The organism is Actinoplanes sp. CA-051413, from assembly GCF_050955795.1.
Taxonomy (GTDB): Bacteria; Actinomycetota; Actinomycetes; order Mycobacteriales; family Micromonosporaceae; genus Actinoplanes.
In genome coordinates this window covers 5,611,536-5,634,260 of the sequence record NZ_CP192100.1, presented here as the reverse complement: position 1 = coordinate 5,634,260, position 22,725 = coordinate 5,611,536, and the positions used below count along the sequence as shown (strand labels likewise).

Genomic DNA, 22,725 nt, shown 5'->3' with positions numbered 1-22,725 from the left:
GCTGCCGGTCCACGGTGGATCCTTCATGGACACCGGCGTCGTCCCGCCGGACCGTTCCCCCTGGAGGAACCATGAGCAGACTCACCAAGGGTGACAAGCAGGTGATCACCGGCCTCGGCGCGCTCCTGGTCGTCAGCCTGTGCGCGGGTGTCCTCGGAATCGGCGCCGCCGCCGAGGACTCCGGCTCACCCACCTCGACCCGCACCACGGACACGGCCGCCGAGCAGGCCCGGATCCTGGGCCAGGCCGGGCAGCCGGCCAGCGGTTCACCGCTGCCGGCCACCAGCACACCCGAGCCCGCACCGGTGACCTCGAGCGCGACGCCCGCAGCGACGCCCACGCTGACCCTGCCGGCCGAGCCGAAGCCGAAACCCAAGCCGAAACCCAAGCCCACGCCCGAACCGAAGCCCAAGCCGAAGCCGAAGCCGAAGCCGAAGCCGAAGAAGACGACCAAGCCCGCCCCGGCCGAGGTCTACTACGCCAACTGCACGGCGGTGCGGGCGGCCGGCGCGGACCCGATCTACCGCGGCGACCCGGGCTACAGCCGCAAGCTGGACCGCGACGGCGACGGGGTCGCCTGCGAATAGTCAGCTCGCCAGGCTGAAGCGTTCCGAGTGCACCTGGGCCGCCGGCACCTTCAGGGCGCGCAGGCTGCGCAGCACCGCGTCGGTCATCGCCGCCGGGCCACAGACGTAGACGTCCCGGTCGGTGATGTCCGGGACCAGCGCCAGCAGGTTCTCCGGGGCGAACGGGGTGTTCGGCGGGGTGCCCGCACCGGTGCGGCCGGTCAGGACGTGCAGCTGGGCGCCCCGCGACTTGGCCAGGTTCTGCAGCTCGCCGAGCAGGACCGCCTGCTCGGTCGTGGCCGCGCGGTACAGCACCGTCGTCGGGCCGGTCGCCTCCTCCAGCAGGGCCCGGATCGGCGTGATGCCGACACCTCCGGCGATCAGCAGGGTGGCCTGTTTGGTGCGGCTGAGGGCGGTGAAGGCGCCGTACGGGCCTTCGGCGAAGACCCGGGTGCCGACCGGGACCGTGCGCAGGCGGGCGCTCGCCGAGCCCACCGCCTTGGCCGTCAGGCGCAGGGTGCGGCCGTCCGGGGCGGCCGACAGGGAGAACGGGTTGGCCTCCCACCAGCGGCCGTGGCCCAGGAACCGCCAGATCATGAACTGGCCCGCGCGGGCCGGCAGCTTGTCGAGGTGCTTGCCGGTCACGTAGACGGAGACGACATTGTCGGACTCGGGGACCACGGCCGCGACCCGGAACTGGTGGCGTGCGTTGCGGACCAGGGGCAGCACGATCCGGCCGGCGATCAGGGAGCCCAGGGCGAAGACCCACAGCGCCCACCAGTACGCCTCGGCCAGCGGTGACGAGGTGAACGTCGAGACCTCGGTCAGCTGGTGGATCAGGGCGAAGACGATGGCCACGTACAGCAGCAGGTGGACCGTGTGCCAGGCCTCGTACGACAGGCGGCGGCGGGCCACGCGTACCGAAAGGCCCGCCGCGACCAGCACGATGCCGGCGGCCAGCATGCCCAGCAGGACCGGCAGCTGCCCGCTCAGGGTCTTGAACTCTTTCAGGGGCGTGCTGCTGTATTCGGTGGCGTAGCCCAGCAGGACGAAGGTCGGGTGCAGCAGGACCAGCCAGAACAGGGTGAAGCCGGTCCACCGGTGCCACGAGGTGAGCCGGTCCATGCCGATCCGCCGGTCCAGCCAGCCGATCCGGGCCACCAGCAGGAGCTGGAGGATCATCACCAGCGCCAGGTGCAGCCCCAGCCACTTGCCGAAGCCGAGGATGGCGTTCTTGGCCGGGTCGGCGGTGAGGAACACCGTCTCGACGATGAGTACGTTGACCGCGACGACCGACCACAGGACCAGGCGACCGGTCAGCGCGGGGGACAACCCGGCGGGGGCGGTGGCGTGGTGCGCTGCGGTCATGGTGACTCCCAGTCCGGACGGAAGGCCGTCAGTTCAGCACGGCGGGGCGATCCGGGGGAAGGCCGGTCACTGTCAGGTCATACGATCGCTGCGGAACGACAAACCGGCACGGAGGGTGTTATGAGTTCGGAGACGCTGGAATTCCAGGCCGAGGCGCGGCAGCTGCTGCAGCTCATGGTCCATTCGATCTACTCGAACAAGGACATCTTCCTGCGGGAGCTGATCTCCAACGCCTCCGACGCGCTGGACAAGCTGCGGCTCGCGGTGCTGACCAGCGAGCTGGAAGCCGACACCAGCGATCTGCACATCGCGCTGGAGGTGGACGCCGAGGCGCGCACGCTGACCGTGCGGGACAACGGGATCGGCATGTCGCGGGACGAGGTCGTCGCCCTGATCGGCACCATCGCCAAGTCCGGCACCGCCGAGATGCTCAGCCGGCTCAAGGAGAGCAAGGAATCGGCCGAGCTGATCGGCCAGTTCGGCGTGGGTTTCTACTCCACGTTCATGGTCGCCGACAAGGTCACCCTGGTGACCCGAAAGGCCGGCGAGAGCGAGGGTACGCGCTGGGAGTCGGCCGGCGAGGGCACCTACACGATCGAGTCCGTGGCCGACGCCCCGCAGGGCACCGCGGTGACCGTCCACCTGCGTCCCAAGGACGAGGAGGACGCCCTCTACGACTACACCGACGATCCGAAGATCAAGGAGATCGTCAAGCGGTACTCCGACTTCATCGCGTTCCCGATCCGGATGGGGGACCAGACCCTCAACTCGATGAAGGCGCTGTGGGCGCGCCCCCGGTCGGAGGTCAAGGACGAGGAGTACACCGAGTTCTACCGGCACATCAGCCACGACTGGACCGACCCGCTCGAGACCATCCAGATGAAGGCCGAGGGCACCTTCGAGTACGAGGCCCTGCTGTTCATCCCGTCGCGGGCCCCGCACGACCTGTTCCAGCGCGACGGCCGCCGGGGCATCCAGCTCTACGTCAAGCGCGTCTTCATCATGGACGACAGCCGTGAGCTGATGCCCGACTACCTGCGCTTCGTCAAGGGCGTGGTGGACGCGGCCGACCTGTCGCTGAACATCTCCCGCGAGATCCTGCAGCAGGACCGGCACATCCAGCTGATCCGCCGCCGGCTGGCCAAGAAGGTCCTCAGCACCATCAAGGACCTGCAGACCAAGGAGCCGGAGAAGTACGCGACCCTGTGGCGCGAGTTCGGCCGCGCGATCAAGGAGGGCCTGCTCAGCGACGCCGACGACCAGAAGGCCATCCTCGACGTCGCGTCGTTCGCCTCCACCGCCGGCAGCGAGCCGACCACCCTGGCGGCCTACGTCGAGCGGATGCCCGAGGGCCAGGACGAGATCTACTTCATGACCGGCGAGACCCGCGCGCAGGTGGAGAACTCGCCGCACATGGAGGCCTTCACGGCCAAGGGGTACGAGGTCCTGCTGCTCACCGACCCGGTGGACGAGATCTGGGTCGACGCCGTCCCCGAGTACGACGGCAAGAAGCTCCAGTCCATCGCCCGCGGCTCGGTGGACCTGGCCTCGGAGCCGGCCTCGGAGGAGAAGTCGGGCGAGTTCGCGCCGCTGCTGACCTGGCTCGGTGAGACGCTGACCGACGAGGTCAAGGAGGTCCGGCTCTCCACCCGGCTGACCACCTCCCCGGCCTGCCTGGTCAGCGACGCCGACGACATCACCCCGACGCTGGAGAAGATGTACCGGGCGATGGGCCAGCAGGTGCCGCCGGTGAAGCGGATCCTCGAGCTGAACCCGGACCACCCGCTGGTCAGCGGCCTGCGCACGGCTCACGAGCAGCGCGCCGACGACCCGAACCTGCCGGAGACCGCCGAGCTGCTGTACGGCACGGCGCTGCTGGCCGAGGGCGGCGACCTGGCCGACCCGGCGCGTTTCGCGAAGCTGCTGGCCGACCGGCTGGCCCGTACCGTCTGACCGCCTCGACGCTCGCCCGCCTGCGCTGCCGCAGGCGGGCGATCAGTCGAGGATCGCGGTCAGGGTTTCCCGGGCCGTCGCGGCCATCACCGGGTTGGTGTCGACGTAGTACGGCAGGGCGACGATCGCCTGCACGATCGCCCAGCCGGTCCCGCGCGCCCAGCCGGCGTCGTCGACGCCCAGCGCCTGCCGGTAGACGTCGCGGGCACTGGCGGGCAGCAAGTTCCACGCCGGCATCAGGTCGACGGCCGGGTCGCCGACACAGACTGCCTCCAGATCGATGACCGCAGCCAGGTGGCCGTCGCGCACGAGCAGGTTGCCCGGCATGAGATCGGCGTGGAGCCAGACGTCGGTCGCGGCGGGTTCGGCGTCGCGGCACCGTGCCCAGATGTCGGCCAGCCGGACGGTGTCGACGAGCTGGGAGCTCTCCGCGAGCGCCCGTTGCACGTCATCGTCCTGGCCGGCCAGCGGGCCGCCCCGGGTGAGGCCGTTCCACGTGCGGCCGCCGGTGTCCACGGCGTGCAGCGCGGTGACGAAGCCGGCCAGCTCCCGGGCGAAGGCGGCGGGGTCACCGATGGTGTGGTGACTCGCGGTCTCGCCGGGAATCCACCGGTACACCGTCCACCAGCCCGGGTAGCCGGCGCCCGGTGCACCCAGGGCGACCGGTTCGGGCACGGCCAGCGGCAGATGCGCGGCCAGCCGTTCCGCCTGCTCCTGCTCGTGGGTGAGCTCGTCGCGCCGGTCGGCCGCGGCGCTGGGTCGCAGGGGGACGCGGGCGACCAGGTCGTCGCCGAGGCGGAACAGGGCGTTGACCGTGCCGTGCGAGGTGACCGGCCGCACGGGCCGGTCACGCCATTGCGGGAACTGGGCGGCGACGAGGCCGGCGATTTCGGCGGGGCTGATGTCGACCTGGTCCGCGTGCATTTTCACGAGTCGATCACAGGGCATCGGCGATCACGTGTCGAGCCGATTTCCGGGCGGGGCCGCGGGGGTCAGGGCGGCCGCCACCGTGGTCCGCACCAGCTGGGCCGGGTCGGGACAGGTCAGCTTGCCGTCGAGGAGCAGGACCGCCAGCCCGTGCACCATCGCCCAGGCGCCGATCTGCAGGGCCGGGGCGGCGAGCCGGCTCGCCAGGATCTCCGCCGTGCGCGCGGAGGCGGCGTTGGCGGTGGGCCGGCCGTACATCAGCCGGAACAGGCCGGGGTGGGCAAGGGCGAAGGCCACGTACTGCTCGGCCATGTCGGTCAGTTCGGCGGCGGCTTCGAGGCGGTCCGCGAGCTGGGCGAAGCCGTACGTCGCCAGCGCGGCGAGCAGGGCCTCCTTGTCCGCGTAGTGCCGGTACGGGGCGTTCGGCGAGACACCCGCCCGCCGCGCCACCGCGCGCAGCGAGAACGTCTCGTCCTCCTCCAGCAGCTCCAGCGCGGCGTCGAGTAATGCGGCCCGCAGATCGCCGTGGTGATAGGGACGCAAAGTTGACACTGCACACACCGCCTTCCTAATGTGCGCAGTGTATACATTCGCGATCTCCGGGAGGGCCAGTGTCCGTCCACTCCACCGAGGTACGCCTGGCGGCCCGCCCGCACGGCTGGCCCACCGCCGAGACCTTCGAGTTCACCCGCGTCGAGGTGGCCGACCCGGCGCCCGGTCAGCTGCTGGTGCGCAACCTGCTGATGAGCGTCGACCCGTACATGCGCGGCCGGATGGACGACCGCAAGTCGTACGTGGCGCCGTTCACGGTCGGCGAGGCGCTGGAGGGCGGGGCGCTCGGCGAGGTCGTCGAGTCGACGGTCGACGGGTTCAAGCCCGGTGACACGGTGCTGCACGGGCTCGGCTGGCGCGAGTACGCCCTGGTGGACGCCCGCTCCGCCGCGAAGATCGACCCGTCGCGGGCGCCGCTGGGTGCGTACCTCGGGGTGCTGGGCATGACCGGGCTGACCGCGTACGCGGGTCTGCTGCGCACCGCCGAGTTCAAGCCCGGCGATGTCGTCTTCGTCTCCAGCGCCGCCGGCGCGGTCGGCCAGGTCGTCGGGCAGCTGGCCCGGCACCGGGGCGCCGCCAAGGTCATCGGCAGCGCCGGATCGGCGGCGAAGGTCGCCTTCCTCACCGACGAGCTGGGCTTCGACGACGCGTTCGACTACCACGACGGCCCGATCCGCGAGCAGCTCAAGCGGGCCGCGCCGGACGGCATCGACGTGTACTTCGACAACGTCGGCGGCGACCACCTCGAGGCCGCCATCTCGGCGCTGAACGTGCACGGCCGGATCACCATCTGCGGCATGATCAGCGTCTACAACGCCACCGAGCCGACCCCGGCGCCGCGCAACCTGGCCATGCTCATCGGCAAGCGGCTCACCATGCGCGGCATGCTGGTCCGCGACCACGGCGACCTGCGGGCCGCGTTCATCGAGGAGATGGCGCCGCTGGCCGCCGACGGCCGCATCCGCCACCACGAGACCGTGTACGAGGGGCTGGACCAGGCCCCGGAGGCCTTCCTGGCCATGCTGCGCGGCGACGGCCTGGGCAAGGTCCTGGTCAAGATCGCCTGATCCACTTTCCGGCGGGCCCGCCACCGGCGTTCCGGTGGCGGGCCGCTGTCATGTCCGGGATCTCTAGGAGTGCGGGCAGGTGTCGCGGTATTCCTGGATCGCCGAGCCGCTCGGGGCCGGGCAGAGGAACTGCTCGTAGCGGGTGTCGTTGTCGATGAACCGCTTGAGCCACGAGATGCTGTACTTCGCGATGGTCACGTTGGCCGAGGTCGGCGCCGAGTGTGAGGCGTTGTTCAGCTCCAGGTACGCCTTGTCGGAGCTGCTCGGCAGGCTGGTGTAGAACGGCTCCGAGTGCGACGCCACCGGCGCCACGGTGTCGTTCTCGGCCCCGATGATCAGGGTCGGCACGGTGTCCGACGACCAGTTCTTGGTGGTGTGGTACGGCGTCAGCGGAATGGACGCCTGCAGCTGCGGACGGGTCCGCGAGGCGGAGAGGCTGCCGCCGCCACCCATCGAGTGGCCCATGACCCCGAGCCGGGTCGCGTCGATCCGGGTGCGTACGGAGCTGGTGCGGGTCAGATAGTCGAGCGCGGCCAGCAACTGGGTGCCGCGGCTGGCCGGCTGGTCGTAGACGCTGAGCGTGTCGATGGTGATGACCACGAAGCCCTGCGAGGCGAGGCGGGGGCCGTACCAGGCGACGCTGGACTGCGAGGCGGTGAAGCCGGGGGAGACCGCGACCGCGCCGAAGGTGCCGGCGGTGGTGCTGGTCGGGTAGTAGATGGTCCCGCCGCCGAAGCCGGAGACGCTGGAGCGGGCCACGGTGGTCTGGGTGATGGCGAACGAGCCGCGGCTGGCTTCGATGCTGGCCACGGTGGGGGCGGGTCCCCGCTCGTACGGGTTGGCCGCGAGGGCGGCCCCGGCGCTGAGCAGGCGTGCGGTGTCGGCTGGGGCGGCTGCGAGGGCTGGGCCGGCTGGGGCGGTGACGAGGGCGGCGGTGAGGGTGGCGGCGGCGAGCAGGTGCTTGGCGGGATTTCGCATGTCCGGAGCTCCCTAGGGTGGGGGAGGAACTCACCGACGTCGTCCGGCACTGCGGGGTTGGCCCGTGGGGACGGACGTTCCGGCGGCCTCGCCATCGAGGCAGATCAATGCTCTGTCACATTGGTTACTCGCCGGTAATCCCACTGTCATCATGTTTCGCCGATATGACGACCCTCGACGGCTCAGCCGCTGCGCCCCGCCTCGCGGGCCTGGCGCCTGCGCTCGCGCTGCTCACGGGTGTAGCGCTTGCGGGCCTCGAGATCGAGCTTCCATTGCTCGCGGGCGTACGCCTCGGCGCCGTGCACGGCGTTGCGGGTCTGAGCCGGCCCGATCATCGACCGGAAGAACCAGTTGTCGAACGTCTCGTGGAACCACCGCACGAGCCGGTTGCCGCTCCGGCCGTTCGCATCCTTCGGCATACCTGCGCCCCTCCAGGTCTCGCGGCTCCGACCGACCGTTGCCGCACCAATGGTTTGTACACCAACTATTGGTAGTCTAACCATGGAGCTGAGGAGAACGCGCATGAGTGACCCGGTCGACACCGAGGACCCGCTGGCCCTGGAACAGCAGGTCTGTTTCGCGCTGTCCGTCGCGGCCCGCGGCGTGGTGGCCGTGTACCGGCCGCTGCTGGAGCCGATGGGCCTGACCCACCCGCAATACCTGGTGATGCTGGCGCTGTGGCAGCACGCCCCGCTGTCGGTACGCGAGCTCAGCGGGCTGCTGCAGCTCGACCCGGGCACGCTGTCACCGCTGCTCAAGCGGCTGGAGGCGATCGGCTACCTGCGCCGCGAGCGGGACCCGGCCGATGAGCGCAGCCTGGCGGTGACGCTCACGCCCGCCGGGCAGGCGCTGCGCAGCCAGGCCGAGCAGATCCCGCCGGCTGTGGTGCAGCGCCTCGGCATGCCGATCGAGGAACTGCGGAGCCTGCACGCGGCCCTCACCCGGGTCATCGCCGCCGCCCGCCCGATCGAGCCCAGCCCGTCGTGACCTGGCCGTGGGCCGCCGTCCCTGACCTGGCCGTGGGCTGCCGTCCCTGGTCCAGGTATGGCCGCGGCCCCTCTCCCGGGCGGAAGCAGGGGCCGCGGACAGCACGACGAGGCCCCGCTGGACCGCCGCACGGTCGGGGGGAGCTGCGGCGGTCCGGCGGGGCCGGCTTCGTGTCGTTCCAGGCCTGCGAGCGCCTATCGGGTACGCGGGTCAGCGTCGCGGCTGCGCGTGCCGGACTTGGCCAGCCCCCGGCTGAGCAGGTAGCCGATGGTCAGCAGGGTGACGTACCACCAGGCCTTGTCGGCGGCGAAGTAGTCACTGCCGTCGTTGACGCCACGGTCGCCGACGAACTGCGAGGCGAGCAGGACACCGGCCACCGCGGCGAGATACACGAACAGCTCGGTGGTCTTCCAGGAAGGCTTGGTCTCGTCGCCCTGCACCGGACGGGCGTAGTGCCGGGTGTCACGGTCGGCGTCGGCCCGCAGTCCGGTGGCGGCGTGGTTACCGGTGATGGGGGAGGTCGTCATCGTGGTCTCCTCTGAGGCGTTCGTCCACTTCGGTGACCACGGGATCCCCGCCATCACCGGGGCAAAAACGCAGAGATCATCCAAACACCGGCGATTCACCCGTACGGGTTGATCAGCGGTCCCAGCCGTCGCAGCAGTCCTCCGGCTCCTCGGCCAGCAGATCGAGCAGATCCGTGCCGGTCTGCTCATCGGTGCGCAGCCGCGGTACCGCGACGATCAGTCCGAGCTTGAGCGCGCAGTCCTCGCCGAAGCCGTGGATCATCCGGTCCACCCGGGTGGGGTGCCCGCACCGGGCGCACGGCTTCTTCGCCGGCCGCCCCGACCCCGGCCGTCCCGACTCCGCGAACAACTCCACAGCCCGATCTTGCCGGTTCTCCGTGCTCAGCGCAGGGCCGTGGCGATCTGTCAGCACTGGTCCCGCTCATCGGCCCGGGAACTCGGCGGCACCTTGGCCCGGCCACGCACCACCGCTCCCGGCACCCTGGCCTGCCCCCGGACCACCCCGGGCGGCGGCGCAGGCAGGTGACTGACGGTCGCCGGTGCTGCTCGGTGGTCGGCCGGCGGTCCTCCTGGACCTGGCTCGCGGATCACCGCAGGCGGTGCTGCCTGCTCCCCGGACGGCGTTGGCCGGTATCGGCGCCGCCGCCACCAAAGCATTGCCATGATCGCGACCATGACGCCGGCGGCGACCAGGCCCAGCACCACCGCGCTCCACGGGCGATCCGCCGCGGGCGGCCTGACCGCCGGCGCCGGCACCACCGCGTCACCGGCGAGTTCGAGGTCGCCCGCATCGACGCGGACGGACACCGTCGCCGGCAACGACGCTGGGGTGGGGAAGCGGATCAGATGGCGCCCCCGGAGCGTGGTCGTCACCTGGTCCAGGGCGGGAATGACCACCGGATCGCCCGCCGGCGCGAAGAAGCCTCCGGTGCCTGCCGCCGCGCTCGCCCAGTACGAGCCCCCGGCGGCCGTGGCCACCACGACCAGGATCGTGCCGCTCGCCCGGAACCGGCCGGCCAGCACCTCCGCCCGCTCGCCGCCCGCGTCGGCCGCGGTCGTGTAGAGCACCACCACCCGCCGCCCGGTCTCGGCCGTCGGGAACTGCCGTTCCGCCAGGCCCAGCGCCGCCGCGGTGTCGCGTTCGCCGCGGGGTCGCAGGGACGTGAGGGCCCGGATCACCCCGGCCCGCCCGCGTTCGCCGCCGGCGGTGACCGAGGCGGGCGCCGAGTCGGCGATCACGGCCGAGCGGGTCGTGGCCGGTGCTTCGAGGATGAACCGGGCGGCCGCGCTCAGCCACGCCGGGAGTGCGGTGGCGCCGGCCGCTGACGTGTCGACGACCAGGGTGACCGCGAGGCCGTCCGCCATGACGGGCTCCACGGTGGCCTGCTGGCGCTTGCCGTTGTGCGTCACCGTGACGGCTGCCGGCCGGGTGCTCGCGCTCAGGTCGACCACCAGCGATGTCCGCGCGCCGTCGACCAGGACGGCGGTGACCGGCAGCGGGACCGGGGCGGCCGCTGCCGCCGGGCTCACACCCAGCAGCGTGCCCGCCGCCAGCAGCAGGGCGGCGGCTCGGGTGCTGCGGCGGTCAGGCCTGGTCCGCGTACACGATGACATTGTCCCGGTAGCTTCCTCGAGTGCGGTCGAAGCTTCCGCCGCAGGTGACCAGCCGCAACGAGGGGTCGAGGCTGGGGGCGTACACCAGGTCGGTGGGGAATCGGGTCTTGGCGGTCTGCGCCACCTTGCGCACCCGGAACGTCACGGTGCTGCCGTCCGCGCGGTCGACCCGGATCTCCGTGCCGCGCTTGAGTTTGCTCAGGTCGACGAAGACGCCCGGGCCGGTGCGGGAGTCGACGTGGCCGAGGATCACCGCGGGGCCGGGCTGGCCGGGGCGGGGGCCGTCCTCGTACCAGCCGGCGACGTCGGCCCGCTCCGGGACGGCGACCGTTCCGTCGTCCTGCCGGCCGAGGCGCTGCAGGGTGCTGTCTACGTGCAGCGCCCGGATCCGTAGCCGGACCGGTGCCGCGACGGTGGGATAGGTGCGGGCCGAGCGGAAGGTGTCCGCCCGCGCCGGCGCGGCGGCGGACGGCGTGGCGCTGCCCGTGGCCGGCCGCGCGGTCGCCTCCGGCTGGGCGCCGGCCAGGACGGCGATCACGGCCAGTGCCAGACTCGCGAGCGACACGGTACGGGCGTACGCCTGCATGTCAGCGATGCCCACCGGCGAGCCCGCCGTGGCCGGTCTCCGGTCCACCACGCGGCAGGCGCGCCGCCACCTGGGCTCCGAAGCCGTCAGCGAGCCGGCGGGCGAGCTCGAACATGTGCTCGTAGATCTGCCCGGCCACCTCGTGAGCGCCCTGGTAGTCCTTGGCGGCGTACAGGTCGGCGTGGCGCAGCAGCATCTCGTCGTGCTGGACCAGCGCCGCGGTCAGGGCGGCCGGGGTCATCCGGCCGCCGGTGGCCGGGGCGAGGATGGCCGCCAGGCCCCGCTCGAAGTTGTGCAACGCCTCGCGGGCGCGCTGCTTGCGGTCGTTCTGCCCGGCCCCGGTCGCGTCCGCGTACGCCACGAGCTGCTCGACGTGGGAGGCCCACTGGGCCTGGAACCGCCGGGCGACCGGCGCGCCGAACAGGGTGTCGACCGCGGCCGCCACGTCGCGGGTGTTGCCGTTGATCATTTCCGCGGCGGCGTCGAAGTCGGGTGTGCCGGTGACCGCCGCCCGGCTCACGTCCTCGACCAGGGCGGCGTGCTCGGCCAGCAGCTTGCCGAGCTGGGACCGCAGCCGCCACACCGGCTCCCGCAGCGTGGCCCGGTCGGCCGCCGGCAGCAGCGCCTCGGCCAGGGTCAGGCCCAGGTCGTACGTGTGCTGGAAGCTCTGCCGGTACAGCCGGTCGGCTGTGGCGTAGTCGCCCGCCGCATACGCGTCCGCCTGCTGGGTCAGGTGGTTGACGTGCATGAGGACCGCGTCGCGGGCGGCGGCCCGGGGCAGCCGGCCCTGTGACGCGCCGGCGAAGAAGTCGGCGAGTGCCTGCTCCGAGCCGGTCAGCTGTGCGCGGGCGCGGGCCAGCGCGCCGGTGTCCTGGTCCGCGACGCCCGCGGCGTACGCCACCAGGTCGACGACGTGGTCGGACCACATCGGCCCGAACTGGGTGGCCGCCGCGGCGCCGAAGAGCTGTCCGATCAGGCCGGTCATGGCGTCGGTGTTCTCGCCGAGTGCGGCGTCGGCGGCCTGGACGAAGCTGTCGTCGCCGCGGATCCGGCTGCGCATCAGATCGGCGGCCAGGATCGAGTGCTGCCCGAGCAGGCCCTGCAACCGGATGGCCTGGTCGGCGGCGGAGACGCGGGTCAGCTGGTGAACGTGCGCGGCATCGCTGTGCGCCACGACCGGCGAAACTGGGCCGCGGGTGGCGACGGCGGCCGGGCCCGTCGAGAGGATCGCGGTCAGCCCCAGGCAGAGCATCGGCAACAGTCGTCGGGTCGGTCGATGTTCCCGCATACGCCTCATCGCCCAGCGTCTCGTCGCCCGGCCGGGCCACGCGCGGACCGCCACCGCACCGGGAGGCGGCCGGGAGTGCCGGCGGGCCGGTGACCAAGGACAACCGGGACGGTTGCCCTTGGTGATGCGGCAGCCACGATACGCGCGCATCGATGAGGTTCGAGTCCTCCGAGTGGCGCGACCGGGCGCCTGTGTGGACAGCCCCGGATCGTCCGAACTCCGCGTTCGGGGGGCCGACATCCGCGGCCCCGTCCAGTATCGTCGAAGTGGCTGCTGACCTTCGCAAACGTCCGGGGTGTGGCATGGCGCAAGGACACCTGGTGGGCGGCCGCTACCGGCTGCTGCGGGCCCTCGCCGCCGGGGGCATGAGCGAGGTCTGGCTGGCCGACGACGAGCGGCGGTCCCGCCCGGTCGCCATCAAGAAATGCGTGCCACCCGAGGGCCTCACCCCGGCGCAGCGCGACCTCGTCCGAGATCTGACACTGCGCGAGACGCGGGCGCTGACCCGGGTCCGGCACCCGCACGTGATCCGCATCCTCGACGTGCTGTCCGACGACGAGGACCCCTGGATCGTCATGGAGTACGTCGCCTCCCGCTCACTGCTCGAGGTCCTCCAGGAGTCGGGGCCTCTCCCGCCGGCCCGTGCGGCCGCCATCGGGCTGGCCGTGCTGCACGCCCTGAACGCGGCCGGCCGCGCCGGGGTGCTGCACCTCGACGTGAAACCGGCGAACGTGCTCATCGCCGACGACGGGCGGATCGTGCTCGCCGACTTCGGCCCGGCCGGCACCGAGGCCGGCGTCCGGGCGCTGACCAGCGCCGGGATCACGCTCGGCTCCCCGAAGTACGTCGCGCCGGAGCGGCTGCTCAGCCAGGTGTCGACCGCCCGGGCCGACCTGTGGTCGCTGGGCGCGACGCTCTACCACGCGGTGGAGGGCCGGCCCCCGTTCGCGGGGGAGAGCACCGAGGACACGTTGCGGGCGCTGACCACCGGCGCTCCCGACCCGCCCGTGCAGGCCGGTCCGCTGACCGACGTGCTGGAGGGTCTGCTGCGGCGGGAGCCCGCGGAGCGGCTCACGGCGTCCGAGGTGGAGGACCGGCTGCGCGAGGTGGCCGCCGTGCCACGTCGGCGGGAGCGGCGGAGGGTGGCCGTCGTGGTGGCTTTTGTCGTGCTGGCCGCGCTCGGTGGGACGGCTGCGGCCGTACGGCAGGACGGCAGGCCCGGCGACCGGCCCGCGATCGCCGCCTCCCCGGTGGCCCGGGCCCGGTTCGTGCTGCCGGAGGACTTCCGCTGGTGGACCGAGACCGGGCAGTACCGGGTGGCCGTGCCGGCGGGCTGGCGCCGCAGCCGCAACGCCGCCGGTGACCTCGTGTTCCGGGCCGCGCGGGGCGAGCTGAGCCTGCGGATCGGCCGGTGGGATCCGCCGCCGCGCAACGTCGTCGCGGGGTTGATCACCGCGGAGAGCGCCACCCGGCTGGCCTCGTACCGGCGGGTGCGGATCGAGGCGCTGGCGCAACCACCGGACGCGGTCTGGGAGTACACGTTCCGGGACGCGGACGCCGGGCTGATGCACGGGTTGCGCCGGGTGGTCAGCGTGGACGGCGACACGTACGTGGTGGAGTGGCACGCGCCGGGCGCGGCGTGGGCCGGGGAGTTGCAGCGGTTGGCCGTGGTGCTGGACAGCTTCGGGCCGTCGCCGGGCGCGTAGCCGGTCACGTCAGGTGCGCGGGTCAGTCCGGCAGGGCCCGGAGCCACGAGCGTGGCCCGGTGTGCCGGACCCGGATGCCGGCGATGCCCACCGCGTACCGCAGAGCCGGCAGCAGATCGTCGCCGCGGCCGAGGGCGACCGCGAGTGCGCCGTGGAACGCGTCCCCGGCGCCGGCCGTGTCGACCGCCGGGACGGCCGGCACGGTGAGCTCGCCGTGCTCGTCGCCGTTCCACCAGCTCACCGGCTGCGATCCGCGGGTGATCGCGCCGCGCGGCACACCGGCGGACCGCAGCGCCTCGCGGACCGGTGCGCTGCCCGGCGGACGGAACGCGGCCGAGCACGCCACGACGTCGGCCCGGGGCAGCAGGTCGGCGAAGACCGGACGCCAGCTGCCCGCGTCCAGCAGCAACGGGCGACCGCTGCGCGCGGCACCCAGAGCGAGCCGCGGATAGTGCCCGTCCACCAGCACCATGTCTGCGGCGGCCAGCAGCTCAGCGAAGACCGGGGGCACCGGAGCCTCGGCGGCGCCGGCGTTACGGCTGACGATCGTGCGCTCGCCGGTCGCGTCCAGCACGGTGACGGCCGAGACCGGCGGTGGCGTACGCGCCAGCGGCGTCGCGTCGAGCAGCGTAACCCCGTACGCCTCGGTGTCGGCCCGGATCAACCCGCCCAGCGGATGTGCGCCGACCGCGGTGACCAGCGTGACCTGCGCGCCCAGCGCGGCCGCGGTGATCGCGGCGTTGGTGGCCGGGCCGCCCGCGGCCACCTCGGCGGTGAGCGCCTCGGCCTTCTCGTCCACGCCGGGCAGCCGGTCGACGCGCTGCACCAGGTCCACGGTGGCCAGGCCCACGCAGACGATGTGCACGGTGGGCCCGGGGCTCAGTTCGCCAGTTCGGAGAAGAACGTGCCGACGTTGCGGAAGACCTCGGCGATGCCGTCGCCGATGCCCTGGGCGATGTCCGCCGCGGGGCCCGGGTTGGTGCCGATGTAGAAGATGACCAGGATCAGCACGATCCAGCCGACGGCCTTCTTCATGGCACACCTCGTCCCGTGGGTCTTGATCGATGTGATCGTGGCACAGCCGCGCACCCCGGACGTGGATCTACGCGCTATCGATACCGAAAAGCCGGGCCGCGTTGTGCCAGCAGACCGCGCGCAGCCAGTCGTCGCCGAGTTCCAGCCGGCGCAGGGCCTCGAGCTGGTGGGCGTACGGGTAGGGGATGTTGGGGAAGTCGCTGCCCAGCAGGACCTTGCCCGCCAGGCCGAGCTCGCGCAGCCGGGGCAGCAGCGCCGGCGGGAACGGCGCCAGCTCCTCGAAGAAGTCGGTGAAGGCCATGGTGGTGTCCAGGCCGACCCGTTCGTAGCGCTCGGCCAGCTCGAGGAAGCCCTCGTACTCGGGGCCGCCGAGGTGGGCGGTGAGCATGGCCAGGCGCGGGTGGCGGGCGAGCACCTCGCCGATCGGGCCCGGACCGGTGAAGCCGTGGGGGACCGGGCCGGAGCCGGCGTGCACGACGACCGGGGTGCCGCTCTCGGCGAGCAGGCCCCACGCCTCGTCCAGCTGCTCGTCGCGGGGGTCGAAGCCGCCGACCTGCAGGTGCAGCTTGAAGATCCGGGCGCCACAGTCCAGCGCCGCGCGGACATCGGCGGCCGCGGACGGCTCCGGGAAGAAGGTCGCGCTGGGCAGGCAGCCGGGGGTACGCGCCGCGAAGTCCAGCGTCCAGGTGTTGAGATCGGCGGCCATCCCGGGGCGGTGGGCGTACGCCAGTGCCGAGAAGACCCGTACGCCCAGCGCGCCCAGCTCGGCCACCCGTTCGGCCTCGGTGCCGCGGTAGCGGATCGGCCAGGCCCGGCCGATCAGCGGTCCGGCCTGGTCGAAGTGGGCCCAGACCCGGCGCTGCATCCGCTCGGGAAGGAAGTGGGTGTGCACGTCGGCCAGGCCGGGCAGGCCGAGCTCGCGGAGGAAGTCGTTCACCACCCGATCATCGCCTACCTCACATTCTGATAGCCGGTAGCTTTTGAGTGTTACTGTCATTTCATGGCTACTTCCACTTCACGCTGGTGGGCGCTCGGCGCGCTCGCCCTCTGCACCCTCGCCATCGGGCTCGACAGCACGGTGCTCAGCGTCGCGTTGCCGACCCTGGCCGGCGACCTGCACGCCACCACCGGTGACCTGCAATGGATCACCACGTCGTATCTGCTGGTGATGGCGGCCGCCCTGCTGCCGGCCGGCATGCTGGGGGACCGGTTCGGCCGCAAGCGGATGCTGGTCGGCGCGCTGGTGCTCTTCGGCGCCGCGTCGGTCGCCTGCGCGTACGCGGTCTCGACCGGCCAGCTCATCGCCGCCCGGGCCGCCCTCGGTCTCGGCGCCGCCGTCCTCATGCCGCTGACCTCGGCCGTGCTGACCGTGATCTTCGACCCCGCGGAACGACCGAAGGCACTGACGATCTGGGTGACGGCCAGCGCGCTCGGCATCCCGCTCGGCCCGGTCGTCGGCGGCTGGCTGCTGGACAACTTCTGGTGGGGCTCGGTCTTCCTGATCAACGTGCCGATGGTGCTGGCCGGGCTGATCGCGGTGCTGCTCTGGGTGCCGGAGTCGCACGGTGACCGGGCGCGGCGCTTCGACCCGCTCGGCATCGTGCTGTCGGCGGCCGGGCTGGTCGCTCTCACGTACGGGGTCATCGAGGCCGGCGAACGCGGCTGGACCGACCCGCGGTCCCTGCTCACCGCCGTGGGCGGGATCGCCGTCCTGGCCCTCTTCCTGGCCTGGCAGCGGCGCGCCCGGGCACCCCTGGTGGACCTCGCGCTGTTCCGGTCGCGGGCCTTCACCTGGGGATCGCTGCTGGCCACGGTCGCGAGCTTCGGCATGTTCGGGATGCTCTTCGCGCTGCCGCAGTTCTTCCAGGCCGTCGGCGGCAACGACGCGCTCGGCACCGGGCTGCGCCTGCTGCCGGTGATCGGCGGGCTGCTGGTGGGTGCGCGCATCGCGGGCCGGCTGGAACCGCGCCTGGGGGCGAAGACCGTCGTGACGGCCGGACTCCTGCTGATGGCGGCGGGGCTGTTCACCGGCGCCACCACCGGTCCGGGCACCGGGTACGGCTTCGTCGCGGCCTGGATCGCCGTCGCGGGCGTCGGGCTGGGCTTCACCATGCCGCCCGCCATGAACGCCGCCCTCGGCGCGCTCTCGCCCGAGCGCAGCGGTGTGGGGTCGGGACTGATCCAGGCGCTGCGCCAGGTCGGCGGGGCCATCGGGGTCACGGTGCTGGGCACGGTGCTCAACGGCGCGTACCGGGACGGGGTCGACGTGACCGGGCTGAGCACCACGGCGGCCGACGCCGTCCGGGACAGCGCCACCGCCGGGGTCGCCGTCGCCGGTGGGCTGGGTGACGCGGCCCTGCTGGGATCGGTGCAGGCCGCCTTCACGTCCGGCATGGACCTGGCGCTGGTCGTCGCGGGCGGGGTCGCGGTTGCTGGGGCCGTACTCTCGCTGCTCTTCCTGCCCGCCCGCCCGGCGGCGGATCCGGCGAGCGCCCCCCTGCCACCCACGACGCTGCCGGCACCGGCAGAATCGGTGGTATGACGTCGACCCCGCCGGCCGGCCTGCGTGAGCGCAAGAAGGCCCGGACCAAGGCCGCGATCCGCGAGCACGCGATGCGGCTCTTCCACGAGCAGGGGTACGCCGCCACGACGGTCGACCAGATCGCCGCGGCGGCGGACGTCTCCCCGAGCACGTTCTTCCGGTACTTCCCGACCAAGGAGGACGTGGTCCTCACCGACGACTACGACCCGCTGATGGTCGCGGCGCTGCGGGCCCAGCCGGCCGAGCTGTCCCCGATCGAGGCGATCCGGCGCAGTGTCCGGGAGCTGTTCGCGCAGCTCACCGACGCGCAGTGGCAGCAGGAGCGGCGTCGCCAGCAGCTCATCGCGAGCGTGCCCGAGCTGAGGATGCGCACCCAGCAGCAGTACGCCGACTCGATCACGCTGCTGGCCGAGGTGGTCGCCGAGCGGGCCGGGCTGCCGAGCGACGACTTCGCCTCCCGGGTGGTCGCGGGCGCGGTCATGGGCGCGGCGCTGGCCGCCAACCGCGGTGGCAAGAGCATGGCCGACGGCGCCGTGTACTTCGAGGACTTCGACCGGGCGCTGGCCCTGCTCCAGGCCGGCCTCCCGGTCGGGCCTTCCGCGGGCTAGCCGGGGACCTGCCCCGGCTCTGGAGCGTGGTCATCCAGTGACCGGCGGGCGGCCGTGAGGATGCGGTCGGAGAGCTCGGTGCCGGCCGTCGCCCGGGACAGCATCAGGGCGCCCGCCATCGTCGCGATCGCCACCAGGTCCTCGTCGTCGCCGGCGGCCATCCAGCGGGCGAAGTCGCGCACCCCGTCGGCGTACGGCTCGCGGGCCGGGCTGTCCGGCGCCTCCCGGGCCATGTCGCCGCCGAAGGCCGTGGTCGGGCAGCCCTGACCGGCGTGGTCGCGGTGCTCGGGGGAGAAGTAGTAGTCCAGCAGCTCCCGCCGGGCGGCCGCGTGGTCGCCGGGATGCTGGGCGTCCAGGGCGGTCAGCCGCTCGCCCAGCTCGCCGAAGGCCCGGCCGGTCGCCTCCGCGACCAGCGCTTCCTTGGACGCGAACTGCTTGTAGAAGCCGCCGTGGGTGAGCCCGGCCGCGGCCATCAGGTCGGTGACGCTGACCCCCTGGACGCCGCGCTCACGGAACAGCCGCGCCGCCTCGGCGATCACCCGTTCCCTGTTCTGTTGTGCCTGTGCCTGGGTCACCCGTGCCATCCCGCACCTCCGGCACTCATCTTATATGACGCTCGTCATCTAACCTTGCCGCTGATAGATGATGCTCATAATCTAAAACTCGTCGGATCAACGGAAGGAACCACCATGCAGCTCGAGAACTCCGTCGCCCTCGTCACCGGGGCCAACCGCGGCCTCGGCCGGCACTTCGCCGCCCAGCTCGTGCAGCGCGGCGCCAAGGTGTACGCGGCGGCCCGGCGCCCCGAGACCATCGATCTGCCCGGGGTGATCCCTGTGCAGCTCGACATCACCGACCCGGAGTCGGTGGCCCAGGCGGCCAAGATCGCCGACGACGCCACCGTGGTGGTCAACAACGCCGGCACCAGCCTCGGCGTGAACCTGCTGGAGGGCGACCTCGACGCGATCCGGCTGGAGATGGAGACGCACTACTTCGGCACGCTCGCCGTCACCCGGGCCTTCGCGCCGGTGCTGGAGCGCAACGGCGGCGGCGCGGTGCTCAACGTGCTGTCCGTGCTGTCCTGGCTGCACCCGGGCCCGTTCGGGGCGTACAGCGCGGCCAAGGCGGCCGAGTGGGCGCAGAGCAACGCCCTGCGCGACCTGCTGGCGCCCAAGGGCATCACGCTGTCGGCGCTGCACGTCGGCTTCATGGACACCGACATGGCGGCCGCCGTTCCCGCGGACCAGAAGATCGACCCGGCCGTCGTGGCGACCCTGGCCCTGGACGGCATCGCGGCGGGCAGGCCCGAGATCGTGGCCGACGAGTTCAGCCGTACGGTCAAGGCCGGACTGTCGACCGCCCTGCAGGACTGACCCGCGGGGCCGTCCCGGCCGGGCCCGGGACGGCCGCCCGATCGCGCTCAGGCGAAGCGCTTGGCCAGGTCGCGGGCCTGCTCGTGGGCGAGCCGGCGGGCGGTCGCCGCGTCGGCGGTGGCCAGGTTGGGCCGGAAGTGCACCTCGCCGACGTCGGCGACGCCGGCCCAGCGCAGCCAGTCGGTGAAGAACGGCGCCTGGAAGTCGGCGCCGAAGGCCGGGCCGCGGCCGGGGCCGTAGACCGCGCTGGTGTAGACGACCGCGGCGCGCTTGCCGGTCAGCAGGCCGGTGTACCCCTGCTCGGGGTCGAAACCGAAGACCAGGCCGGGCTGGCTCACCACGTCGATGAACTGCTTGAGCACGTACGGCACGCCGGCGTTCCACATGGGGACACTGAACAGGTAGCGGTCGGCGGCGTCGAAGCGGTGGAAGGTGTCGACGGCGGACTGCCAGGCCTCGGCCGCCGCGCCCTGCGGCTGTTCGCCGGTGAAGATCGCCATCTTGGCCGCGGCGGCGTCCGGGCCGAACGCCGGCAGGGTGCCGTCCCACAGGTCGTACGTCTCGACGGCGATGTCCGGGTGCTCGGCCCGGAACGTGTCCAGGAAGGACGCGGCGATCGCCAGCGACTCGGACTGCTCGCCGCGCGGCGAGGCGGAGATGTGCAGGAGCTTGGTCATGGTGGCTCTCCTCGGCTCGACTTAAATGCGTGCGCACGCACATTCTTACGCCGATGCGTGCGCACGCACAAGAGTCGCTAGGCTGCGGTGATGAGCGACACTGGAGTTGCGGCCTGGAGCGCCCTGCTGCGCGTGCACGCCGCTCTCGTCCCGCAGCTCGACCGCGAACTGCAGGCGGCCTGCGGACTGCCGCTGACCTGGTACGACGTCCTGCTGGAGCTCAACGCGGCACCGGGGCGCCGGCTCAGCATGGGCGAACTGGGGGCCGTGGCCGTGGTCAGCCGGTCCCGGGTGAGCCGGGTCGTCGACCAGCTCGCCGCCGACGGGCTCGTCACGCGCGAGGCCAATCCCGACGACCGCCGGTCCGCGTACGCGACGATCACCGAGGCCGGCCGGGCCCGGCTGCGCGCCGCCGCGCCGGTCTATCTCGGCGGCATCGAACGCCACTTCACCGCCCATCTCGCCGCCGCGGAGTCACGCACCGTGGCGACGGCGCTGGGAAAGGTCATCGCCGCGCTGGACCGCTCCTGAACGAACGGTTGGAAAACGCCGGCATCGGGTAGGGCACGCCCATGACCTCGCTCTCTGCCCCGGTGTTGGCCGCGGAAGCGATAACCTCCGCCGGAACTGGCCAACTCGTCCTGGCCGCGGTGCTCGGCATCGCGGTCGTCGTCCTGCTCATCGCCTGGGCCAAGTGGCATCCCTTCCTCGCCCTGATCATGGGCGCGGCCGTGCTCGGAGTCGTGGCCGGCGTCGCGCCCGAGGACACCATCAAGTCGTTCACCACGGGAGTCGGCAGCACGGTCGGCAGCGTCGGACTGCTGATCGCGCTGGGCTCCATGATCGGGGCGCTGCTCGCCGAGTCCGGCGGCGCCGACAGCATCGTCACCACGATCGTCCGCAAGTTCTCCGGATCGGCGCTGCCCTGGGCCATGGCGGGTGTCGCCGCGCTCATCGGCCTGCCGCTGTTCTTCGAGGTCGGCGTCGTGCTGCTGGTGCCGATCGTGCTGCTGGTGGCCCAGCGCACCGACGTACCGCTGCTCAAGATCGGCATCCCGGCGCTGGCCGGCCTGTCGGTCCTGCACGGCCTGGTCCCGCCGCACCCCGGCCCGCTGGTCGCGATCTCCAGCCTCGGCGCGGACCTCGGCCTGACCCTCGCCTTCGGGCTCATCTGCGCCATCCCGACGGTGATCATCGCGGGCCCGATCTTCGGCAACTTCATCGCCAAGCGGGTGCCGCTGGCGGTGCCGGCCCAGCTCGTGCCCGCGGGCAGCGGTGGCCGGACCGCCGGTTCCGGCCCGGCCGGCGGTCAGGATTTCGTCGACCGCGACGACCTGGCCAACGCCGGTTCCACGGAGCCGGACAAGCCGGTCGACAGTGACCTGCCGTCCCGGCGGCGCAACCCGGGCGTGCTGCCGGCGGTGCTCACCATCCTGCTGCCGATCGTGCTGATGCTCATCCGCGCGATCGGTGAGCTGACCCTCGACGAGGACACCGGCCTGCGCAAGGCGCTCGACATCGCCGGCACCCCGGTGGTGGCGCTGCTGGCCGGCGTGCTGCTGGCCATGTGGACGCTGGGCAAGCGGGCCGGTTTCGACCGGGCGCAGACCTCGGCGGTCATCGGCGGCTCGCTGCCGCCGATCGCCGGCATCCTGCTCATCGTGGCCGCCGGTGGCGGTTTCAAGCAGGTGCTGGTCGACGCCGGGGTCGGCAACGTGGTCGCGGACGCGGCCAAGGACGCCAACATCTCCGCGCTGCTGCTCGGCTTCCTGGTCGCGGTGGGCATCCGGGTGGCCACCGGTTCGGCCACCGTCGCCACGATCACCGCCGCGGGCATCGTCGCCCCGCTCGCCGCGACCCTGGACAAGCCCGAGATCTCGCTGCTCGCGCTGGCCATCGGCTGTGGCTCGCTGTTCTTCTCGCACGTCAACGACGCGGGCTTCTGGCTGGTCAAGGAGTACTTCGGGATGACGGTCGGGCAGACCATCAAGACCTGGTCGGTGATGGAGACGATCATCTCGGTGGTCGGCTTCGCCTGCGTGCTGATCCTCGACATCTTCGTCTGACCCAGGTCCTTTCCTCCGGTGACCGCGCCCGTTTCGGTGGGCGCGGTCACCGCTTGGTGCGCAGGTACGGCACAACCAGCGCGGCGATGCACAGCAGAGTGACCACGCCCAGGCCGAGGTGCACGACCAGCGGCCCGCCGTAGATCGAGAGCGCCAGGTTGCCGACCGTGCAGAGCAGCAGCAGGGTCCAGACCAGAGCCCGGGTGGCGGGGGATGTGCTGGAACGGTCGATGTCGGTCATGGCTGACTCCTCGGTGGGGACGGGACGCGGTGTGCATCCGTTGCCATCGACGCTAGGCAGCCGG

General features: G+C 72.4%; 26 protein-coding genes. 10 read left to right on the top strand and 16 right to left on the bottom strand.

Annotation, left to right across the window (positions count from 1 at the left end):
* Window positions 1–71: 71 nt before the first annotated feature.
* Entirely contained in the window at window positions 72–587 is a 516-nt protein-coding gene (locus ACQP2Y_RS26585) for an excalibur calcium-binding domain-containing protein (RefSeq protein WP_433717749.1), read from the top strand.
* Here the strand turns inward: ACQP2Y_RS26585 and ACQP2Y_RS26580 are convergent, their stop codons facing one another.
* Window positions 588–1,934 (bottom strand): ferredoxin reductase family protein, encoded by a 1,347-nt coding sequence (locus ACQP2Y_RS26580; RefSeq protein WP_433717748.1) that lies wholly within the window; start codon window positions 1,932–1,934, stop codon window positions 588–590.
* A 120-nt stretch (window positions 1,935–2,054) separates the two neighbouring features.
* Between ACQP2Y_RS26580 and htpG the strand changes: the two genes are divergently transcribed.
* Window positions 2,055–3,887 (top strand): molecular chaperone HtpG, encoded by a 1,833-nt coding sequence (gene htpG, locus ACQP2Y_RS26575; protein ID WP_433717747.1) that lies wholly within the window; start codon window positions 2,055–2,057, stop codon window positions 3,885–3,887.
* Window positions 3,888–3,929: 42 nt separating this feature from the next.
* Here htpG and ACQP2Y_RS26570 read toward each other — a convergent pair whose 3' ends face one another.
* The gene (locus tag ACQP2Y_RS26570) at window positions 3,930–4,811 is read right to left on the bottom strand and encodes an aminoglycoside phosphotransferase family protein (RefSeq protein WP_433732074.1); all 882 of its coding nucleotides are present in this window, start codon (window positions 4,809–4,811) and stop codon (window positions 3,930–3,932) included.
* A gap of 30 nt (window positions 4,812–4,841) precedes the next feature.
* Window positions 4,842–5,366 carry a TetR/AcrR family transcriptional regulator gene (locus ACQP2Y_RS26565; protein ID WP_433717746.1) on the bottom strand — a complete coding sequence of 175 codons (525 nt, stop codon included), beginning with the start codon at window positions 5,364–5,366 and terminating at the stop codon, window positions 4,842–4,844.
* A 59-nt stretch (window positions 5,367–5,425) separates the two neighbouring features.
* Here ACQP2Y_RS26565 and ACQP2Y_RS26560 point away from each other — a divergent pair, with 59 nt between their 5' ends.
* Window positions 5,426–6,433, top strand: a complete 1,008-nt coding sequence (locus ACQP2Y_RS26560; protein WP_433717745.1) for an NADP-dependent oxidoreductase — start codon at window positions 5,426–5,428, stop codon at window positions 6,431–6,433.
* A gap of 63 nt (window positions 6,434–6,496) precedes the next feature.
* Here ACQP2Y_RS26560 and ACQP2Y_RS26555 read toward each other — a convergent pair whose 3' ends face one another.
* Together ACQP2Y_RS26555 and ACQP2Y_RS26550 are read right to left on the bottom strand one after the other, a co-directional pair.
* Entirely contained in the window at window positions 6,497–7,411 is a 915-nt protein-coding gene (locus tag ACQP2Y_RS26555) for an alpha/beta hydrolase (RefSeq protein WP_433717744.1), read from the bottom strand.
* A gap of 182 nt (window positions 7,412–7,593) precedes the next feature.
* Window positions 7,594–7,830 carry a hypothetical protein gene (locus tag ACQP2Y_RS26550; protein ID WP_433717743.1) on the bottom strand — a complete coding sequence of 79 codons (237 nt, stop codon included), beginning with the start codon at window positions 7,828–7,830 and terminating at the stop codon, window positions 7,594–7,596.
* A 103-nt stretch (window positions 7,831–7,933) separates the two neighbouring features.
* On the opposite strand from ACQP2Y_RS26550, the gene ACQP2Y_RS26545 reads away from it, so the two are divergent.
* Window positions 7,934–8,398, top strand: a complete 465-nt coding sequence (locus ACQP2Y_RS26545; RefSeq protein WP_360825055.1) for a MarR family winged helix-turn-helix transcriptional regulator — start codon at window positions 7,934–7,936, stop codon at window positions 8,396–8,398.
* A 194-nt stretch (window positions 8,399–8,592) separates the two neighbouring features.
* Here ACQP2Y_RS26545 and ACQP2Y_RS26540 read toward each other — a convergent pair whose 3' ends face one another.
* From ACQP2Y_RS26540 to ACQP2Y_RS26520, 5 genes are all read right to left on the bottom strand, one after another.
* On the bottom strand, window positions 8,593–8,925 hold the full coding sequence (locus ACQP2Y_RS26540; protein WP_433717742.1) for a hypothetical protein: 333 nt from the start codon (window positions 8,923–8,925) through the stop codon (window positions 8,593–8,595).
* A gap of 112 nt (window positions 8,926–9,037) precedes the next feature.
* Window positions 9,038–9,280: a hypothetical protein gene (locus ACQP2Y_RS26535; RefSeq protein WP_433717741.1), complete on the bottom strand. Its 243-nt coding sequence runs from the start codon at window positions 9,278–9,280 to the stop codon at window positions 9,038–9,040.
* A 50-nt stretch (window positions 9,281–9,330) separates the two neighbouring features.
* Complete coding sequence (locus tag ACQP2Y_RS26530; protein WP_433717740.1) at window positions 9,331–10,539, bottom strand: VWA domain-containing protein; 1,209 nt, start codon at window positions 10,537–10,539, stop codon at window positions 9,331–9,333.
* Window positions 10,511–11,140 carry a class F sortase gene (locus tag ACQP2Y_RS26525; protein WP_433717739.1) on the bottom strand — a complete coding sequence of 210 codons (630 nt, stop codon included), beginning with the start codon at window positions 11,138–11,140 and terminating at the stop codon, window positions 10,511–10,513. Before ACQP2Y_RS26525 ends, ACQP2Y_RS26530 begins: the two co-directional genes overlap by 29 nt.
* The gene (locus ACQP2Y_RS26520) at window positions 11,127–12,413 is read right to left on the bottom strand and encodes a hypothetical protein (protein ID WP_433717738.1); all 1,287 of its coding nucleotides are present in this window, start codon (window positions 12,411–12,413) and stop codon (window positions 11,127–11,129) included. The genes ACQP2Y_RS26525 and ACQP2Y_RS26520 overlap by 14 nt, the downstream gene beginning before the upstream one ends.
* Before the next feature lie 302 nt (window positions 12,414–12,715).
* On the opposite strand from ACQP2Y_RS26520, the gene ACQP2Y_RS26515 reads away from it, so the two are divergent.
* Complete coding sequence (locus tag ACQP2Y_RS26515) at window positions 12,716–14,119, top strand: serine/threonine-protein kinase (protein ID WP_433717737.1); 1,404 nt, start codon at window positions 12,716–12,718, stop codon at window positions 14,117–14,119.
* A gap of 22 nt (window positions 14,120–14,141) precedes the next feature.
* Here ACQP2Y_RS26515 and ACQP2Y_RS26510 read toward each other — a convergent pair whose 3' ends face one another.
* The 3 genes from ACQP2Y_RS26510 to ACQP2Y_RS26500 form a co-directional block, all read right to left on the bottom strand.
* On the bottom strand, window positions 14,142–14,984 hold the full coding sequence (locus ACQP2Y_RS26510) for a PfkB family carbohydrate kinase (RefSeq protein ID WP_433717736.1): 843 nt from the start codon (window positions 14,982–14,984) through the stop codon (window positions 14,142–14,144).
* A 14-nt stretch (window positions 14,985–14,998) separates the two neighbouring features.
* Complete coding sequence (locus tag ACQP2Y_RS26505; protein ID WP_360830816.1) at window positions 14,999–15,154, bottom strand: hypothetical protein; 156 nt, start codon at window positions 15,152–15,154, stop codon at window positions 14,999–15,001.
* Window positions 15,155–15,221: 67 nt separating this feature from the next.
* Complete coding sequence (locus ACQP2Y_RS26500) at window positions 15,222–16,151, bottom strand: amidohydrolase family protein (RefSeq protein WP_433717735.1); 930 nt, start codon at window positions 16,149–16,151, stop codon at window positions 15,222–15,224.
* 3 nt (window positions 16,152–16,154) lie between these two features.
* On the opposite strand from ACQP2Y_RS26500, the gene ACQP2Y_RS26495 reads away from it, so the two are divergent.
* Entirely contained in the window at window positions 16,155–17,696 is a 1,542-nt protein-coding gene (locus ACQP2Y_RS26495; RefSeq protein ID WP_433717734.1) for a DHA2 family efflux MFS transporter permease subunit, read from the top strand.
* Window positions 17,693–18,304: a TetR family transcriptional regulator gene (locus tag ACQP2Y_RS26490; RefSeq protein WP_433717733.1), complete on the top strand. Its 612-nt coding sequence runs from the start codon at window positions 17,693–17,695 to the stop codon at window positions 18,302–18,304. The genes ACQP2Y_RS26495 and ACQP2Y_RS26490 overlap by 4 nt, the downstream gene beginning before the upstream one ends.
* Here ACQP2Y_RS26490 and ACQP2Y_RS26485 read toward each other — a convergent pair.
* Window positions 18,301–18,888: a TetR family transcriptional regulator gene (locus tag ACQP2Y_RS26485; protein ID WP_433717732.1), complete on the bottom strand. Its 588-nt coding sequence runs from the start codon at window positions 18,886–18,888 to the stop codon at window positions 18,301–18,303. The two genes, ACQP2Y_RS26490 and ACQP2Y_RS26485, sit on opposite strands and share 4 nt — an antisense overlap.
* Before the next feature lie 105 nt (window positions 18,889–18,993).
* Between ACQP2Y_RS26485 and ACQP2Y_RS26480 the strand changes: the two genes are divergently transcribed.
* Window positions 18,994–19,677 (top strand): SDR family oxidoreductase, encoded by a 684-nt coding sequence (locus ACQP2Y_RS26480; RefSeq protein ID WP_433717731.1) that lies wholly within the window; start codon window positions 18,994–18,996, stop codon window positions 19,675–19,677.
* 47 nt (window positions 19,678–19,724) lie between these two features.
* Here the strand turns inward: ACQP2Y_RS26480 and ACQP2Y_RS26475 are convergent, their stop codons facing one another.
* Window positions 19,725–20,354 carry an FMN-dependent NADH-azoreductase gene (locus ACQP2Y_RS26475; RefSeq protein WP_433717730.1) on the bottom strand — a complete coding sequence of 210 codons (630 nt, stop codon included), beginning with the start codon at window positions 20,352–20,354 and terminating at the stop codon, window positions 19,725–19,727.
* A gap of 90 nt (window positions 20,355–20,444) precedes the next feature.
* On the opposite strand from ACQP2Y_RS26475, the gene ACQP2Y_RS26470 reads away from it, so the two are divergent.
* A complete protein-coding gene (locus tag ACQP2Y_RS26470) occupies window positions 20,445–20,885 on the top strand; it encodes a MarR family winged helix-turn-helix transcriptional regulator (RefSeq protein ID WP_433717729.1) in 441 nt (146 codons plus the stop codon).
* A 41-nt stretch (window positions 20,886–20,926) separates the two neighbouring features.
* Entirely contained in the window at window positions 20,927–22,420 is a 1,494-nt protein-coding gene (locus ACQP2Y_RS26465; RefSeq protein ID WP_433717728.1) for a GntP family permease, read from the top strand.
* A gap of 46 nt (window positions 22,421–22,466) precedes the next feature.
* On the opposite strand, the gene ACQP2Y_RS26460 is transcribed toward ACQP2Y_RS26465, so the two are convergent.
* Window positions 22,467–22,661 carry a hypothetical protein gene (locus ACQP2Y_RS26460; protein ID WP_360832598.1) on the bottom strand — a complete coding sequence of 65 codons (195 nt, stop codon included), beginning with the start codon at window positions 22,659–22,661 and terminating at the stop codon, window positions 22,467–22,469.
* Between the last annotated feature and the right edge of the window lie 64 nt (window positions 22,662–22,725).